The organism is Simplicispira sedimenti, from assembly GCF_022760965.1.
GTDB classification, from domain to species: domain Bacteria; phylum Pseudomonadota; class Gammaproteobacteria; order Burkholderiales; family Burkholderiaceae_C; genus Simplicispira; species Simplicispira sedimenti.
In genome coordinates this window covers 261,464-277,764 of the sequence record NZ_JAKVIJ010000002.1, presented here as the reverse complement: position 1 = coordinate 277,764, position 16,301 = coordinate 261,464, and the positions used below count along the sequence as shown (strand labels likewise).

Genomic DNA, 16,301 nt, shown 5'->3' with positions numbered 1-16,301 from the left:
ATTGCATCTGGTTACAGCTTGCCCCATGAATTCCCTGGATCGCCTTTATGAGTCACTGGCCGCCGGTGCTGCCGACAAGCGCCATGCCCACACGGCCCTGGCCACGCGTGCCGAGCATCTGACCGCGCCGGCCGAACCCGTCACTCCCGAGCACACCAACGACGACGTGCGCCAGCGCTTTGCCCTGAACGAAGTGCAGGAGACCCTGGCCGTGGTGGAGAACGGCCAGCCCATCGGGCTCATCAACCGCCACATCTTCATGGAGCAGTACGCACGCCCGTTTGCGCGCGATGTGTTCGGGCGCAAGAGCTGCATTGCCTTCATGGACAAGAGCCCGGTGATCGTGGATCGGGGCCTGCCGATTGAAACGCTGGTCAGGACCGCCGTCGAAGCGGGCACGCGCGTGCTCAAGGACGGCTTCATCACCACCGCCGAGGGCCAGTACCTGGGCCTGGGCACGGGCTATGCGCTGATGAAGGCCATGTCCGACATCGAGGCCGAGAAGACACGCCAACTGCTCTCCAGCATTGGCTATGCCAGCCTGATCCAGCGCTCGCACCTGGCCGAATCCGACCTGGCCCTGCGCGACGGGCTGCCCGACCACGCCCTGCTGTGGCAGCCGCGCGATGTGGTGGGCGGCGATGCCTACTTCTTCCGCCACACGGCGGCGGGCCTGGTGGGCTGCGTGTTCGACTGCACCGGCCATGGCGTGCCCGGGGCGTTCATGACGCTGATCGCACTGTCCTTTCTGGAGCAGACCATCGCGCCGGAATGCAGCACCATCGACCCCGGCGCCACACTGGGCGCCATGAACCGCTACATCAAGCGCGTGCTGCAGCAACGCCAGCGCGAGGGCGACAGCAGCTACGGCAGCGGCAGCCGCCCGTCCAACGACGGCTTGGACGCGGCGCTGTTCCTGCTGGCGCCCGATGGTGCGTCGCTGCACTTCGCCTCGGCCCGGCTGCACCTGCTGATTGCCCCCGACGATGGCGGCGCACTGCGCACCATCGACGGCGACCGCAACGGCATTGGCTACGCCGACACGGCCGACGACCAGACATGGACCACGCAGCAGGTGGCGCTTTGCGGCCCCAGCCTGCTGGTGATTCCCACCGACGGTGTGATCGACCAGATCGGCGGGCCGCGCCAGATCGCCCACGGCAGACGGCGCCTGGTGCAGTTCATGGAACAGCGCCGCGGCGTGAGCGCCCGCGCGCTGTGCGCCGAGTTTGCCGAGCATTTCAGCCAGTGGCAGGGCCAGGAGCGGCGCCGCGACGACGTGTCGCTGCTGGCCTTTCGCTGCGGCACCCCCGTGAAGCCATGACACCACAGGACTTCGAACGCTTTCAGACCAGCACCCAGGACTGCGGCGTGCTGTTCTATTACGCCGGTGAATTCACGCCCACCATGATCGCCGCCGCGGCCGACACACTCAAAGGCCGCCTGGCCAGCGAGGAGGCGGGCTCCGCCGCCAAGCGCAAGGTGTTTTCCACCTTCATTGAAATGGCGCAGAACGTGCTGCACTACGCCGCTGCCCACGCTGAGCCCGGCCAGCCGCAGCCACCGGCCAGCGGCGCCATTGCGGTGGGACGCGACGCCAGCGAGGGCGATGCCGGCCATTACTGGCTGGTGTGCAGCAACCCAGTGCATGTGGAACACATCGCCCGCCTGACCGAGAAGCTCAGCGCCCTGCGCGCCATGAGCCTGGCCGAGATCAAGGAAAGCTACCGCACGCAGTTGCGCAACAGCGAGCACGCGGACAACGACGCCCTCAGCAAAGGCGCAGGCCTGGGGCTGCTGACCATCGCGCGCGACGCCAGCGCACCGCTCGAATACAGCTTCGCCTCCACGCCCGATCCGCAGGCACGCACCGCGCTCTTCCATGTGAAGGCGCGCATCTGAACCCCTTGTCGAACGTCCCCTTTTGAGAGGAGCACTCCATGCACAACCTGCACATCGAACGCAGCAACGTCACCCCCGAAATCCTGTTCATCCCCGCATCGCAGCGCATGGAAATCGCGGGCGAGTGCTACCCCGAGAACCCCCTGCCCTTCTTCCAGCCGCTGCTGCACACGCTGCAGCAGTATTTCGAGCAGCAGCGCCCCACCCGCTTTGAAGCCCACATGCAGTTGCAGTACATCAACAGCGCCTCGACCATGGGCCTGCGGGCACTGTTTGCGCTGCTCGACCGCGCAGGCCACCAGGGCACGGACATTCGCGTGGTCTGGGCCTACGACGCCGAGGACGACGCCATCGAAGAACTGGGCATGGACCTGGTGGAGGACTACCACCACGTTCAACTGGAGCGCCAGCCGCTGAGCCTGGCCTGATGCTCTAGCCTTTGCGCAGCGCATCCACCACCTGGTGCAGGTGCTGCGCCCATGCGCGGCGGTCACGCTCACCCGCCAGCTCGGGGCAGCCAAAGTGCACCACCGCATCGATGGCCGGGCACGAGAGGGTGCGCCAAACTGAACCGACCAGCGTCTCATCGCCCTGGTAACTGGGGTAGAAGCAGACTTCCCCGGTGGCACGCTCCACAAAGCGCAGGCCCACGGGCTGCACCGGGGCCTGGGCCTCCAGCGCCGCCTGCAACAGGTTGGCGTGAAAGGGCAGCAGCGCGCGGCCGTCGCCCGTGGTGCCCTCGGGAAACACGGCCAGCACCTCGCCGTCCTCCAGGGACTTTTGCATGGCGCGCACCATGCGCATGGCGTCGCGCCGCGAGCTGCGCTCGATGTACAGCGTGCCCGCCGCCGTGGCCAGGGCGCCAATGAGGGGCCAGCCCTGCACGTCGGACTTGGAGATGAAGCGGCAGTAGCGCGCCGCGTGCAGCACCGGTATGTCGAGCCAGGAGATGTGGTTGGCCACCAGCATCACCGGCCCCTGCACCGCAGGCTGGCCCTGCACCACCAGCCGAATGCCCGCATGGCGCAGCAGCGCCAGCGACCAGGCCTGCACACGCGCCTGCTGCTGCGTGGGCGCGAGTGTGGGAAAGCGCAGCGCCACGACCATGAGGCCGTGGAGCAGATGAACCATCAGGCGCACAACGCGCCAACAGGCGACTAGGCCTCGCATGGTGAGAAAGGGTAAGGCGTCTGGCGCTGGTGGGCGCGAGGCTGCATATGAGCTATCAGTTATCCATTCCGCGAACGCGACACCCGCGACCTATGAAACTGGCGCGATCCAGGCCAGGGCCACCGCGCAAGGGCCGCCCCGCCGCGCTGGTGGCGTCCCCCTGCCCGCAGCGCGCAGCGCAGCGAGAGCGGGGGGAAGGTGCGCAGCACCTCAGGGGGGTGCTTCACTTCATTCCCGCTCAAAAGCCACCTGTCCGCCCACCAGCGTGCAACGCACCCGCGCTGGCAGTTCGTAGCCCGAGAACGGCGTGTGCTTGCCCTGGCTGCGCAGCGCGGCGGGCTCGGCCAGCCAGTGCGCACCGGGATCGACGATGCACACATCGCCCACCCCGCCCTCGACCAGGCGACCCACGCTGGCCTGCAAGGTGCCGAGCGCGGTGCCCAGCACCGCAGCGGGTGCACTGGTGACCACGGCCAGCGCGCGCTGCAGCGGCACGCTGTCGTCCTGCGCCCACTTGAGCGCCAGGCTCAGCAGCAGCTCCAGCCCGGTGGCTCCGGGTTCGGCCTCGGCAAAAGGCAGGGTCTTGGCGTCCTGCTCCACCGGCGTGTGGTCGGACACCAGCGCGTCGATGGTGCCGTCGCGCAATGCGGCACGCAGGGCATCGCGGTCGCGCTGCTGGCGCAGCGGCGGAGTGAGGCGAGCACGGCTGTCGAAGAAGCCGATGTCGAGGTCCGTGAGGTGCAGCGAGTTGATGCTCACATCGCAGCTCACCTTGAGCCCTTCGGCCTTGGCCTGACGCACCAGCTCGACCCCGGCAGCACTGGAGAGGCGGCACAGGTGCACGCGCGCGTCGGTGGCCTTGAGCAGCTCAAAAATGGTGTGCAAGGCAATGGTCTCGGCCGCCACGGGCACGCCGCTCAGGCCCAGGCGCGTGGCCAGCGGGCCGCTGGCGGCCACGCCCTTGCCCAGGTACAGCTCCTGCGGGCGCAGCCACACGGTGTAGCCGTAGGTGGCGGCGTACTGCAGCGCACGTTGCAACACCTGGGTGCTGGTCAGCGCCACATCGGCCTGGCTGAAGCCCACGCAGCCCGATTCGGTGAGCTCGGCCATTTCGGTGAGAACCTCGCCCGCCAGGCCGCGCGTGAGGGCGCCCAGGGGGAACAGGCGCGCCTGGTGGAGTTTTTCCGCGCGGAACTTGAGCATCTCCACCAGACCGGGCTCGTCAAGCACCGGGTCGGTGTCCGGCGGGCAGACCAGGCTGGTGACGCCACCGGCCACAGCAGCGGCCATTTCGGATTCGAGCATGCCTTCGTGCTCATGCCCTGGCTCGCGCAGGCGCGCTGCCAGGTCCACCAGGCCCGGCAGCACGAGACAACCCGATGCGTCGATGCTGCGGTGGGGCGCAAAGTCGGGCGGCACACGGTTGACGCCCACAATGCGCCCCGCCGCCAGGGCAATGTCGCAGATCTGGTCAAGGCCCGAGGCGGGGTCGATCACCCGGCCGTTCTGGATCAGAATTTTCATGATTTCAAGCCAAATTGGCCGCTATCGCTTATAGAATAAGCGCTAGTAGCTATTAAATTTATAGCATACAAACTGGCTGCATGGGCATGCCGCATGAACCCGGCACAACCCACGCCAGGGCCGCCGTGCAAGGGCCGCCCCGCCGAACGGGCGGCGTCCCCCTGCCCGCAGCGCGCAGCGCTGCGAGAGCGGGGGGCAGGCGCGCAGCGCCACAGGGGGGTCATGCCTCATTCCCGGCGACGATGGACATGACGGCCATGCGCACGGCGATGCCGAAGGTCACCTGCGGCAGGATCACGCTTTGCGGCCCATCGACCACGGCGGAGTCGATCTCCACCCCCCGGTTGATGGGGCCGGGGTGCATGACGATGGCGTCCGGTTTGGCCCAGCGCAGCCGCTCGGGCGTGAGACCGAAGCTCTTGAAATACTCCTGGCTCGATGGCAACAACGCGCCGCTCATGCGCTCATTCTGCAGGCGCAGCGCGATGACCACGTCGGCGTCCTTGATGCCTTCTTCGAGCGTATGGAATACGCGCACACCCATGTCGGCCAGGTTGGATGGCACCAGCGTGCGCGGCCCCACCACGCGCACTTCGGCGCAGCCCAGGGTGGTCAGGCCGTGGATGTCCGAGCGCGCCACGCGCGAGTGCAGCACGTCGCCCACGATGGCCACGGTGAGGTTGGAAAAGTCCTTCTTGTAGTGCCGGATGGTGTACATGTCCAGCAGGCCCTGCGTGGGGTGGGCGTGGCGCCCGTCGCCGGCATTGATCACGTGCACATGCGGCGCCACATGCTGGGCGATGAGGTAGGGCGCACCCGATTCGCTGTGCCGCACCACGAACAGGTCGGCCGCCATGGCCGAGAGGTTGGCAATGGTGTCCAGCAGCGACTCGCCCTTGCTCGCCGAGCTGCGCGCGATGTCGAGGTTGAACACGTCGGCCGACAGGCGCTTGGCCGCGATCTCGAATGTGGTGCGCGTGCGCGTACTGTTCTCGAAGAACAGGTTGAACACGCTCTTGCCGCGCAGCAGCGGCACCTTCTTGACTTCGCGCTCGTGCACGCTGACGAAGTTGGCTGCCGTGTCGAGGATGTGCGTGACGATGTCGCGCGGCAGGCCCTCGACGGACAGCAGGTGGATCAGTTCGCCGTTGCGGTTGAGTTGGGGGTTGCGGTGGTGTCGCACGGGATTCACGCCTCCTTGACCTGGAACACAAAGCTGCCGCCGTCGTTGCGCGCCAGCGCCAGCGACTGGCTCGCGGGCAGCGTGACGCGCGCGGCGGCAAAGTCGGGTTGCACGGGCAGCTCACGCCCGCCGCGGTCCACCAACACGGCCAGGCGCACGCGCGCGGGGCGACCGTAGTCGTACAGCTCGTTGAGCACGGCGCGCACGGTGCGGCCGGTGTAGAGCACATCGTCCAGCACCAGGATGTCGGCGCCGTTCACATCGAAGGGCAGCGCGGTGTGTGCACTCGACGCCAGGCCGCGCTGGGCAAAATCGTCGCGGTGCATGGCCGAAGAGAGCACGCCCGGCGCACCCTCCAGACCCAGGTCCTGCTGCAGGCGCTGCGCCAGCCAGGCACCGCCGGAGGCAATACCCGCCAGGCGCGTGTGCGGCTCGCGCAGGCTGCGCACGCCGCGCAGCAGTTCGCGGTACAGGGCCTCGGCGTCGAGCACCAGGCTACCCTGCGCTCCCGAAGAAGCTGTGGTCATGAAAGACTCCTCAAAAATTGTTCGAGAATGATGCAGGCCGATGCAGCATCGGCATCGCGCGCGTTGGCGGCCAGTGCCTCGGTGGTGCTGTAGCGCTCGTCCACCTCATACACCGGCAAACCAAAACGCCCGCGCAACTGGCGCGCAAAGCGCTGCGCGCGGCGGGTGTTGTCGTGGTTCGCGCCGTCGGGGTGGTAGGGCACGCCCACCACCAGGGCATCGGGTTGCCACTCGGCAATGGCCCGCGCCACCGGGGCAAAGCGCGCGTCGCCCTCGGCCTGGATGGTGGGCCGGGGCGAGGCCGTGCCCAGCATGCGCGTACCAAAGGCAACGCCGGTGCGGCGCAGCCCAAAATCGAAAGCGAGAAAGGTCTGGAAATGCGCAGGAACGGCGGCGGAGGCGGACGGGGCCGGTGCGCTCACTGTGGAACCTCCGTGCTGCGCACTGCGGTGCGAGCTTGCTTGGGAGCGGCCCGGCGCGCGCTCATTGGAAAACCTCCGTGCTGCGCACTGCGGTGCGAGCTTGCTTGGGAGCGGCCCGGCGCGCGCTCATGCGTGTCCCGCCCCTGGAGAAAGTTGCCACGCCTGCAGGCCCAGCAAGCCGAGTGCGCTGTCGTAGCGCTTGTCGATGGGGGTGTCAAAAATCACCCCCAGGTCGGCGCCCACGGTCAACCAGGTGTTCTCGGCCAGTTCGGATTCCAGCTGACCCTCGCCCCAGGCCGAATAGCCCAGCGTGACCAGTACACGCCGGGGGCCTGCGCCCGTGGCCAGGGCTTCCAATACGTCCTTGGAGGTGGTCATCTCCAGCCCGCCGCCCGGTATGACCATGGTCGAGGCATAGGCGGATTCCTCGCCCTGTTCGCCCTGGGCCTGCATGGGTTCGTGCAGCACAAAGCCGCGCTCGGTCTGCACCGGCCCGCCCAGAAACACCGGCGCATCGCTCAGGTCTGGCCGCCCCAGCGGAAGATCGACTTTCTCGAACAAGCCCTGGAGCTTGATGTCGGTGGGTTTGTTGATGATCAGCCCCAACGCGCCGCGTTCGCTGTGTTCGCACAGGTACACCACGCTGCCTGCAAAAGACACATCCTCCAGTCCGGGCATGGCAATGAGGAAATGGTGTGTCAGATTCATGGGCGCAGAATGGGCGGGCATCATTGAATTTTACGGTCAACATGTCTGCACCCTACCGCACGGGGCTGGTCTGGTTCCGCCGCGACCTGCGCGCCGAGGACCACGCCGCCCTGCACCACGCCCTGCTGCAATGCCAGCAGGTGCACTGCGTATTCGTCTTTGACAGCGCCATCCTCGCCCCCCTGCCACGCAAGGACCGGCGCGTGGAATTCATCCGCGAGTCGCTGGTGGAACTGGACGGCCGCCTGCGCGCCCTGGCGGAGCACCCCCAGGCGGGCCTGATCGTGCTGCAAGGGCCGGCCGACAGCCTCATTCCGAACCTGGCCCAGGCGCTGGGTGCAGACGCCGTATTCACCCACCATGACGACGAACCGGCTGCCCTCGCACGCGACGCAAGGGTGCGCACGCAGTTGGCACGGCAACGGCAGGCCCTTCACACCTATCAGGACCACACGGTGTTCGAGCGCAGCGAGCTGCTCACCCGCACCGGCAGCCCCTACACGGTGTTCACCCCCTACAAAAAGGCCTGGCTGGCACGCATCGACGATGCCAGGCTGGCCCCGTGGCCAGTGGAACCACACGCCGCAAGGCTGGCGCCACGGCCTGCCGAACACTGCCGCCCCGTGCCCACGCTGCAAGACCTGGGTTTTGAACCCAGCGACCTGGACCTGCGCGTGCTGCCCGCAGGCAGCCAGGGCGCGCAGCAGCTGTTGCAGGACTTTGCAGGCCGCATCGACCGCTATGACCAGGCGCGCGATTTCCCCGCCGTCAAGGGCCCCAGCTACCTCAGCACCCACCTGCGCTTTGGCACATTGTCGGTGCGCAGCCTGGCGCGCATGGCGCTGGAACGCTCCCGCCAGGGCAGTGCCGGGGCCGATGTATGGCTCAGCGAGCTTGTCTGGCGCGATTTCTACTTCCAGATCCTGCACCACCATCCGCATGTGGTGGAGCGCAGTTTCAAGCCCGCCTACGACGCCATCGCCTGGGAAACCGGCACGCAAGCCCAAGCGCATTTTGCCGCCTGGTGCGAGGGGCGCACCGGCTTCCCCTTGGTGGACGCGGCCATGGCCCAAATTCTGCGCACGGGCTACATGCACAACCGCCTGCGCATGGTGGTGGCGAGTTTTCTGACCAAGGACCTGGGCATCGACTGGCGCTGGGGCGAGCGCTTTTTTGCGCAGCACCTCAACGACTACGACCTTGCGGCGAACAATGGTGGCTGGCAGTGGGCCAGCTCCAGTGGCTGCGATGCACAGCCCTATTTCCGCATCTTCCACCCAGTCACGCAAAGCCGCCGCTTCGATCCGCAGGGACGCTTCATCCGCCGCTATCTGCCTGGGTTGGCCGCGCTGCCTGATGCCGCACTGCATGCCCCCTGGGAAGCATCCCCCCTGGAACTGCAGGCTGCGGGCGTGGTGCTGGGGCGCGACTACCCCCTGCCTATCGTGGTCCATGCCACCGCGCGCGAGCGCACGCTGCAGCGCTATGCGGTGGTCAAGGCGGTGGAGCGTTAGGAGTGGTGCCCGGCACTGGCTCCACACCGTCCTGCGCTTCTGGCGCCATCTGCATGCCTTCCACCCCGAGCGAGGCGCCCGAGGCCAGGCGCATGCGCAGGCCCATGTCGGTGCGGTTGTCGGCATGGGCCACGGCTTCGGCCTGGGTGATGGCGCCGCGTTCAAACAGCGCGTAGAGCGCCTGGTCGAAGGTGCACATGCCCACTTCGCCGCTGCGCTCCATGGCGGTGCGCAAGCCCTCAATTTGACCCTTTTGGATCAGGTCGGAGACATAGTGCGACAGCAGCATGACCTCCACCGCTGGCACCCAGCCGCCGTGCGCGCCAGGCACCAGGCGCTGCCCCACCACCGCCTTGAGGTTGAGCGACAGGTCCATGAGCAGTTGCCGGTGCGCCTCTTCGGGAAAGAAGTTCAGCACCCGCTGCACGGCCTGGCTGGCATTGTTGGCGTGCAGTGTGGACACACACAGGTGGCCTGCTTCGGCATAGTGCAGTGCGTGCTGCATGGACGTGCGGTCGCGGAGCTCGCCGATCATGATCACATTGGGCGCCTCGCGCATGGCATGGCGCAGGGCTTCGTCGTAGGACAGGGTGTCCAGCCCCACTTCGCGCTGCGTCACCAACGATTTCTTGTGCGCATGCAGGTATTCGATGGGGTCTTCCACCGTCAGGATATGGCCCGCCGTGTGCTCGTTGCGGTAGTCCAGCATGGAAGCCAGTGTGGTGGTCTTGCCCGAGCCCGCTGCGCCCACCACGAGGATCAGCCCGTTCTTGAGAAACGCCAACTGTTTGAGCACCGACGGCAGATGCAAGTCATCGATCGACGGAATCTGCGGTGATACATAGCGCACCACCATGCCGACCTGTCCGCGCTGCTGGTGCACGTTCACCCGGAAGCGCTCCGTGGGGCTGGTCTGGTAGGCCAGGTCGCACTCCATGCGCGCCTCGAATTCGGCGATCTGCGATGCACGCATGACCGAGTACGCCGCCTCACGCGTCTGCTGGGGCGTGAGCGGGTCGAACGGCAGCGGCACGAAGGCGCCTTGGCGCTTGAGCGTGGGCGGCGCCCCTGCCGTCAGGAACAGGTCGGAGGCACCTTCCTGCGCCATGCGGGCCAAACAGGCCTGCAGCCAGGAACAGGCAGCGGCAGACGGCGCATCCATGGGATTTGTCGCCTGCACCCGCTGATGCGCCTCAGGCTGGAGCAGCCGCCTGCGCCTGTTGGGCGTAGTGCTGGATCAGGCTCAGCAACTCGTCGTCCGAGTAGGGCTTGCCCAGGTAGTGGTTCACACCCAGCTCCATGGCGTGCTCGCGGTGCTTTTGGGCAATGCGCGAGGTGATCATGATGATGGGCAGGTCGTGCAGATTGGCATCTGCGCGAATGTTGCGGGCCAGATCGAAGCCGTCCATGCGCGGCATTTCGATGTCCGACAGCACCACCGTGGGCCGCTCTTCCTGGAGCTTCTCCAGGGCCTGCAAGCCATCGGCAGCCAGCGCCACACGGTAGCCTTCGCGCTGCAGCAGGCGCTGCGTGACGCGGCGCACGGTGATGGAGTCGTCCACCACCAACACCAGCGGTACCTGCCCTGCAGCGGGAGTGGCTGGCGTGGGAGCCGCGGTGCCTGCATCGGACATGACCGTGACCGACACGGCCCCCAGAGGCAGGCTGCTGGCCGTCGCACGGATCTGATCGCCGTACACGGTGGCCAGCGCCACCGGGTTGTAGATGAGCACCACGGCACCGGACGCCAGCACCGACATGCCCGCCAAGCCCGGCAGACGCGAGAGCTGAGGACCCAGGTTCTTGACCACCACTTCACGGTTGCCCAGCACTTCATCCACATGCATGGCGATGCGCTGTGCCGCGCTGCGCAGGATGACCACGGGACGGGTCTTGCCCACCGCGGGCTCGACGCTGTGCTGGGACGCCTGCAAGAGCGCCCCGCACCAGAAGAAGGGCAGGCTTTCACCAGCCATCTCGAACACGCCGCTGCGATAGGCCGATTCGAGCTCGACCGAGGGCACACGGCGCACGATTTCTACCAGGTTGGCAGGGATACCGATGGCCAGATCGCCTGCGCGCAGCATCACCACCTGCGTCACGGCCGTGGTCAGGGGCAGCACCATGCGGAAGGAAGTGCCCTTGTCCGCTTCGGTCTGGGTCTCGATGCGTCCACCCAGGGCGTTCACTTCGGACCGCACCACATCCATGCCAATACCGCGCCCAGCCAGGGTGGATACTTCGGATGCCGTGGAGAAACCCGGCGTGAAGATCATGTTGGCCGCTTCGGCATCACTGAGGGTGGCGTCGGCTGCTACCAGCCCCTGGGCCACCGCCTTGGCACGGATGGCCGGGAGGTTGAGGCCAGCACCATCGTCGCGGAATGCGACCGACACGTCGTTGCCTTCGTGCTGCAGATCGATGGTGATGGTTCCCGAAGCGGGCTTGCCTTTGGCCGCGCGCTGGTCGGGCATTTCAATGCCGTGCGCCACGCAGTTGCGCAGCAGGTGCTCGAACGCCGGGGTCATGCGGTCCAGCACCCCCCGGTCCATCTCGATGGAGCCACCGGTGATGTCCAGCTTGATCTGCTTGCCCGTTTCCTTGGCGGACTGGCGCACCACGGCGTACAGGCGCTCGGAAATGCCTTCAAACTCCACCATGCGGGTGCGCAACAAATCGCGCTGCAACTCGCGTGCCTGGCGACCTTGTGCAATCAGGTCGTCTTCGGTGCCTTCCATGGCGCGCAGCAAGTTGCGCTGAATGGTGGCCACGTCGTTGACCGACTCAGCCATCATGCGGGTCAATTCCTGCACGCGTGTGAAACGGTCGAATTCGAGCGGATCGAAGCCCGCCGCAGTGTCCTTGGACTGTGCCAGGCGGGATTGCATCTGCGATTCGGACTGGAGTTCGATATCACGCAGCTGCTGGCGCAAGCGTTCGAGGTTGCCCGACAGGTCGGCCATGGAGCCACGCAGCTGCGCCAACCGTGCCTCCATGCGCGAACGGGTGATCATCACTTCGCCGGCCTGGTTGACCAAGCGATCCAGCAACTGGGCGCGCACCCGGACCGAATGCGCAGCCGCGGGACGCGCCGGTGCGATGTCCAGTCCCTGCGGCCGTGCCAGCAACGGACGAACCGGCGCAGGGGCTGCCGGGGCCGTTGCAACAGAAGCCGTTTCGCCCACAGACACTGCTGGTTCGGGCGCAGCAGGCGCTTCGTCGCCACGGGCTGGGGAAACCACCACGGCCTCGGTCGGCGCCTGGGCACTGATGGCCCGCAACGCGCCAAAGTTGGCCTGCAAACCGTCGAAGCTGCCGAGCAACGGCTCCACATCGGCCGACTGCACGGTTTCCACATCGATCTGCTCGATGGCGGATTCCAGTCGGTGGGCCATTTCGCCCAGGCGCATGGCTCCTGCCAGTCGCGCGCTGCCCTTGAGCGTGTGCAAGGCACGCAGGACCTCGGTGCGGGCACCCATGTTGTCTGGTCGTGCCGCCCATTGGCGCAACGCACCGCCCAAGACCGGCAGCAGTTCTGCCGCCTCTTCCTCGAAAATGGGGAACAGATCGGGATCGATCACGTCCACCGCATCGATGTCGTCGTCGATGTCCAGCGTTGTACCAGCAAGCTCCGGCGCAGGTGCAAACGCCTGCGCTGGCGCCACCACCGACAAAGGCGGTGCCACGGGCACATGGGCCACCTGCGGTGGCACTGCGGGAGTGCTTTCCTCCAGCACGGGGGCTGTGGCTTCGGCCACTGGCTCTTCGGCCATGGCGGCATCTTGCGCCAGCATGGCTTGGGCGTTTTCGATGCGCCAGGCTTCCATGGCCTGCTCGGCATCTTCCACCGGCGGCGACTGGGTGCTGACCACTTCGGTTTCAAGAATGCGGCGCAGAGCGTCGAGTACCTCGGATTGCGCCTCCTTGAGGAAACCTGCAGCGAATTGGTGCAACAGACGGCGGATATCTTCTGCCGCATCCAGGAAGGCTTGCGCGTCTTCGGCAGTGCCGCGCGCCTGTAGCTGCACATGCTCCAACGCATGCTCCAACAGACGGGCCGTCTCGGACAGTGCGCTGAAGCCCACCGTCGCTGAACTGCCTGCCAGTGAATGGGCCAGTGCCACGGCCGTATCCGGCAGAGGCTCTTGCAGCTCCATCGACCATTCCTGCAGGCTGGTGACCAGGCGACGGGACCATTCGTCGGCTTCGTTGAGATAGACGTTGTAGAGCGGAATGCTGATGCGCAGGTCCCCGATGACCTTGACGGTTTCGTCCATGGGCATGGGTGCAGAGGGCATCGCCTCCGCGACGGCATCCTGCGCCTCTACTGGGGTGGACATCGGGCCTTCGTGCAACTCGGATTCCTGCTCCAGCACCGGCGGCAGGGTCTCGGGCTCTTCGGACTCCTGTGCCGCGGACGCAGGCGCCCCTTCCAGCGGGGGCAGATCTTCAGCCACAGGCTGGTCAGGAACCGCTATGGGCTCAGGCATCGACTCCGGAACATCGAGCAAGAGATCGATGGCTTGACCGGAGGCAGTCGCCTCGGGCGCTGCATCGGCCTGTGCGCCCAGCGCTGCAGAAAATTCCGAGAAATCGATATCCTCTGCCAAAGCCACAGGCGCAGGCTCCTCGGCGGGAGCCACCTCCCCAAGCTCGGGAAACTCCAGGGGTGCGGTGTCCGAAAAATCGGGCGTTGGCCCAGAGTCTTCTTCGAGAGCGACCTCCATCGCTGAAACATCCGGCGCTTGTGCCACCTCCGGTGGCTGCGTCGCTTCCATGGAGACATCCAACGGAGGGCTCTGCACCTGCCCAGGAAGCACCAACTCGATCTGCTCCCCCCGCAGTCGCAATGCGTCAGCGGCAGCGGAAAACGCCGATGCCTGCCATGCACCCGCCTGACCCTGTGCGATGTCGTCGGCCCAACGTGCAAAGGCTTGAAGCGCTTTGTCCGAAAGATCCATGATCGGGGGCTGCATGGGCTTTTGCTCCGCCAACCAGGCATTGAGCAATTGCTCCATCGACCATGCGGCTTCGCCAAACTCGTTCAGGCCCACCATGCGCGAGCTGCCCTTGAGCGTGTGGAATGCACGGCGCAAGGTGGTCTGCTCGCTCAGGTCTCCGGGCTCGGAACGCAGTGTCTGGATAGCGGCCAGGCCATTGGTCACAACTTCGCGTGCTTCCTCCAGGAAGATACCCAGCAGCTCGTCGTCTTCTTCATCGACCAGGGTCGATGCAGGAGCAGCCACTGGCACGGATACAGGTATGGTGGCCAACGCGTCAAAGGCGGGCGCCTCGGAGGGGGCGGCAACGTCGGTAGCCACCTCTGCAGCAGGCAGCTGCGCAGAGACAGATGTCTCCTCCGCCTCCGGCGCAGAGGGCAGCAACTCGTCCATGAGCGCTGCCGCAGGCGATGCGGCCAAATCGGCGACCACCTCGGGGCTGCTGGGCAGCGCAGGTGGCACGTACAGACTGGCCCGTGGCACCACGTCGGGCAATGGCACCGCTGCCCGCTCCTCGATCTTGTGCGCCAACTCATCGGGGCTTTCATCCTGATCGGTGGCGCGCGGACGCGCCCGGCCCATCAGCAAGCGAAGCTCTCCCAGCTCTTCGTCATAGACAAAGAGCTTGCGCGCCATGGCGCGCTGGTAACTCAGCATGTCAATCAGAAAACCCAGAGCGCCCAGGCTATTGCCCAGTTTCTCGAAGGTCTGCTTGCGCTCGGCTTCGTCTGCGGGCTCGTTGACCACCAAGCGCTCGACCGTCTCGCGCATACGCAGCACCGCAATGGATGCCTGGTCCAGGCCCAGCACCGATAGCACCCCGCGCATCTGCGCCAACCGCCCGGGCACGCTGGCCAGGGGAGAGGCATCGGCAGGATTGCGGAAGAACTGATCCATCGACCGCTCGGCCTCACCCAGTGTGGCGCGCAACTCGTCCACCACGCTGCCCATGGTCTGGTTGTCGCTGACCCGACGGTACAAGTCCTCCATCCAAGGCTCAAGCGGCTCGGGCTCCGCCCCACCACACACTGCGTCCAACCGCTGGGCCAAGTGGGTGGAGCGCTCCAGCAGCTGCTCTTCAGGGGTGTCGGTCTCCTCCAGGGCGGCCTGAAGGTAGAGCACCGAGGTGGCCACTTCCATGGCCAGCGCCGGCGCGGGTGGCTCACCACTGCGCGCGGTTTGTTCCACCGCACGGGTCAGTGCCTGTGCCAAAGGCTCGCTGCTGCGGTGGAGCTTGCGCAGCGAATCACATACCAGCGAGAACTGGTCGGCCGATGGCTTGAGCTTGTTGCGGTCTCCACCGGCAAACGCCGACCAGGTCTCGGCAGCGGCCGAGATACGCTTGCGGGCCTGCGCCAGCACAGCCGGATCAAACCGACCAAATCGCCGTGCTTCGTAATCGACGGGAGTGGAGCGATCCAGACCAAAGGCCTTGCGCACCGCAGCCAGACACGGGAGGTCCATTCCTTCCGGCGGCTTGGCCTGCGCGCAGAAGAACAGCAAGTCCTGCACCAGACGGTCTGCCACACCTGCATCCCCGCGCGCCAAGGTGGCGTACTGGATCAGGATGCGGGAAGCAACCCGCTTGGCATACACATCGGCGACGATCAGTCCGCGGCTGAAGCCCTCGAAGAAACCTGCACAGATCTTCCAGAAAGCGCGTACCTGCCGATCCGTCTGACCGGCTGCAATACCCAGGGACAGCTCGCGCAGATCACGCGCGGCCTCGGTTTTTCCATCCTTGACAATGCGCAGCACCGCTTGGTCCAGACGCGCACGCGCCGCAGGTCCATAGGCGATGGATGCAGAAGGCAAGGCAATGTCAGGCTCCCGAAACCGACGCTCCACGGGCCAGAGATCGGCCGGGTGAACGCGCTCCACACCCGTAAGGGCCTGGACATCGCGATATTGAGGAAACAGAGCCACCGGCGATACCGGCTTGCCCGCCAGCACGCTTTCCAAAAATTCGCTCAGCGCGAAACTGGCGCGCTCGATGGCGCCTGATGCATCGTCGGTGCAGAGCTCAGGGCGCTGCACAAAACGCTGCACCGCAGACTCCATGGCTCGCAACAAAAGCGCCGGAGAAGCCATGCCCACCATCTCCAGGGCACCGCCCGACTGGTGGAGCAACTGACGGGCCATGCGCAAGCTGGAAACGTCCAGACTCGCCAAGTCCGATTCGCGGGCCAATTCGGCTTCGTGGACAAACCGGCGCAGGGCTTTGACAGCGCCATCCAGGGATTTGCGCAGTTCTTCCAGCACCCAAGCCAAGGGCCCCAGATCCTGCTCGGACGGAGATCCTTCTGCCTGCGGAGCGTTGACGGCGTCGAGAGATGACATGGATTGTTTCC

At 66.3% G+C, this 16,301-nt stretch carries 12 protein-coding genes; 4 read left to right on the top strand and 8 right to left on the bottom strand.

The genetic code is table 11. The features are described 5' to 3' along the window. Nucleotides 1-25: 25 nt before the first annotated feature. From MJ602_RS03780 to MJ602_RS03770, 3 genes are read left to right on the top strand one after another with little or no spacing between them, the layout of a single operon-like run. Entirely contained in the window at nt 26-1,324 is a 1,299-nt protein-coding gene (locus MJ602_RS03780; RefSeq protein ID WP_162017139.1) for a SpoIIE family protein phosphatase, read from the top strand. Next, complete coding sequence (locus tag MJ602_RS03775) at nt 1,321-1,902, top strand: SiaB family protein kinase (protein WP_162017140.1); 582 nt, start codon at nt 1,321-1,323, stop codon at nt 1,900-1,902. Before MJ602_RS03780 ends, MJ602_RS03775 begins: the two co-directional genes overlap by 4 nt. A gap of 38 nt (nt 1,903-1,940) precedes the next feature. After that, entirely contained in the window at nt 1,941-2,330 is a 390-nt protein-coding gene (locus MJ602_RS03770; protein ID WP_243019453.1) for a DUF1987 domain-containing protein, read from the top strand. A 4-nt stretch (nt 2,331-2,334) separates the two neighbouring features. Here MJ602_RS03770 and MJ602_RS03765 read toward each other — a convergent pair whose 3' ends face one another. From MJ602_RS03765 to MJ602_RS03740, 6 genes are all read right to left on the bottom strand, one after another. Continuing rightward, entirely contained in the window at nt 2,335-3,072 is a 738-nt protein-coding gene (locus MJ602_RS03765; RefSeq protein WP_243019452.1) for a lysophospholipid acyltransferase family protein, read from the bottom strand. 228 nt (nt 3,073-3,300) lie between these two features. Further along, nucleotides 3,301-4,596, bottom strand: a complete 1,296-nt coding sequence (locus MJ602_RS03760; protein ID WP_162017143.1) for a dihydroorotase — start codon at nt 4,594-4,596, stop codon at nt 3,301-3,303. Between the two features lie 220 nt (nt 4,597-4,816). Next, a complete protein-coding gene (locus tag MJ602_RS03755) occupies nt 4,817-5,788 on the bottom strand; it encodes an aspartate carbamoyltransferase catalytic subunit (protein ID WP_423246683.1) in 972 nt (323 codons plus the stop codon). Further along, a complete protein-coding gene (gene pyrR, locus MJ602_RS03750; RefSeq protein WP_243019451.1) occupies nt 5,785-6,306 on the bottom strand; it encodes a bifunctional pyr operon transcriptional regulator/uracil phosphoribosyltransferase PyrR in 522 nt (173 codons plus the stop codon). The genes MJ602_RS03755 and pyrR overlap by 4 nt, the downstream gene beginning before the upstream one ends. Further along, nucleotides 6,303-6,728 (bottom strand): Holliday junction resolvase RuvX, encoded by a 426-nt coding sequence (ruvX, locus tag MJ602_RS03745; RefSeq protein ID WP_243019450.1) that lies wholly within the window; start codon nt 6,726-6,728, stop codon nt 6,303-6,305. The genes pyrR and ruvX overlap by 4 nt, the downstream gene beginning before the upstream one ends. A 126-nt stretch (nt 6,729-6,854) precedes the next feature. Next, complete coding sequence (locus MJ602_RS03740; protein WP_162017147.1) at nt 6,855-7,457, bottom strand: YqgE/AlgH family protein; 603 nt, start codon at nt 7,455-7,457, stop codon at nt 6,855-6,857. A 20-nt stretch (nt 7,458-7,477) separates the two neighbouring features. On the opposite strand from MJ602_RS03740, the gene MJ602_RS03735 reads away from it, so the two are divergent. Next, nucleotides 7,478-8,950 carry a cryptochrome/photolyase family protein gene (locus MJ602_RS03735; RefSeq protein WP_243019449.1) on the top strand — a complete coding sequence of 491 codons (1,473 nt, stop codon included), beginning with the start codon at nt 7,478-7,480 and terminating at the stop codon, nt 8,948-8,950. On the opposite strand, the gene MJ602_RS03730 is transcribed toward MJ602_RS03735, so the two are convergent. Further along, on the bottom strand, nt 8,931-10,112 hold the full coding sequence (locus MJ602_RS03730) for a PilT/PilU family type 4a pilus ATPase (protein WP_243019448.1): 1,182 nt from the start codon (nt 10,110-10,112) through the stop codon (nt 8,931-8,933). The genes MJ602_RS03735 and MJ602_RS03730 overlap by 20 nt on opposite strands. Before the next feature lie 31 nt (nt 10,113-10,143). Next, the gene (locus tag MJ602_RS03725) at nt 10,144-16,290 is read right to left on the bottom strand and encodes an Hpt domain-containing protein (RefSeq protein WP_243019447.1); all 6,147 of its coding nucleotides are present in this window, start codon (nt 16,288-16,290) and stop codon (nt 10,144-10,146) included. Nucleotides 16,291-16,301 lie beyond the last annotated feature (11 nt).

Coding starts and splice junctions, on each gene's coding strand:
- MJ602_RS03780 (WP_162017139.1), top strand. CDS start 26: ATGAATTCCCTGGATCGCCTTTATGAGTCACTGGCCGCCGGTGCTGCC.
- MJ602_RS03775 (WP_162017140.1), top strand. CDS start 1,321: ATGACACCACAGGACTTCGAACGCTTTCAGACCAGCACCCAGGACTGC.
- MJ602_RS03770 (WP_243019453.1), top strand. CDS start 1,941: ATGCACAACCTGCACATCGAACGCAGCAACGTCACCCCCGAAATCCTG.
- MJ602_RS03765 (WP_243019452.1), bottom strand. CDS start 3,072: ATGCGAGGCCTAGTCGCCTGTTGGCGCGTTGTGCGCCTGATGGTTCAT.
- MJ602_RS03760 (WP_162017143.1), bottom strand. CDS start 4,596: ATGAAAATTCTGATCCAGAACGGCCGGGTGATCGACCCCGCCTCGGGC.
- pyrR (WP_243019451.1), bottom strand. CDS start 6,306: ATGACCACAGCTTCTTCGGGAGCGCAGGGTAGCCTGGTGCTCGACGCC.
- MJ602_RS03740 (WP_162017147.1), bottom strand. CDS start 7,457: ATGCCCGCCCATTCTGCGCCCATGAATCTGACACACCATTTCCTCATT.
- MJ602_RS03735 (WP_243019449.1), top strand. CDS start 7,478: ATGTCTGCACCCTACCGCACGGGGCTGGTCTGGTTCCGCCGCGACCTG.
- MJ602_RS03730 (WP_243019448.1), bottom strand. CDS start 10,112: ATGGATGCGCCGTCTGCCGCTGCCTGTTCCTGGCTGCAGGCCTGTTTG.
- MJ602_RS03725 (WP_243019447.1), bottom strand. CDS start 16,290: ATGTCATCTCTCGACGCCGTCAACGCTCCGCAGGCAGAAGGATCTCCG.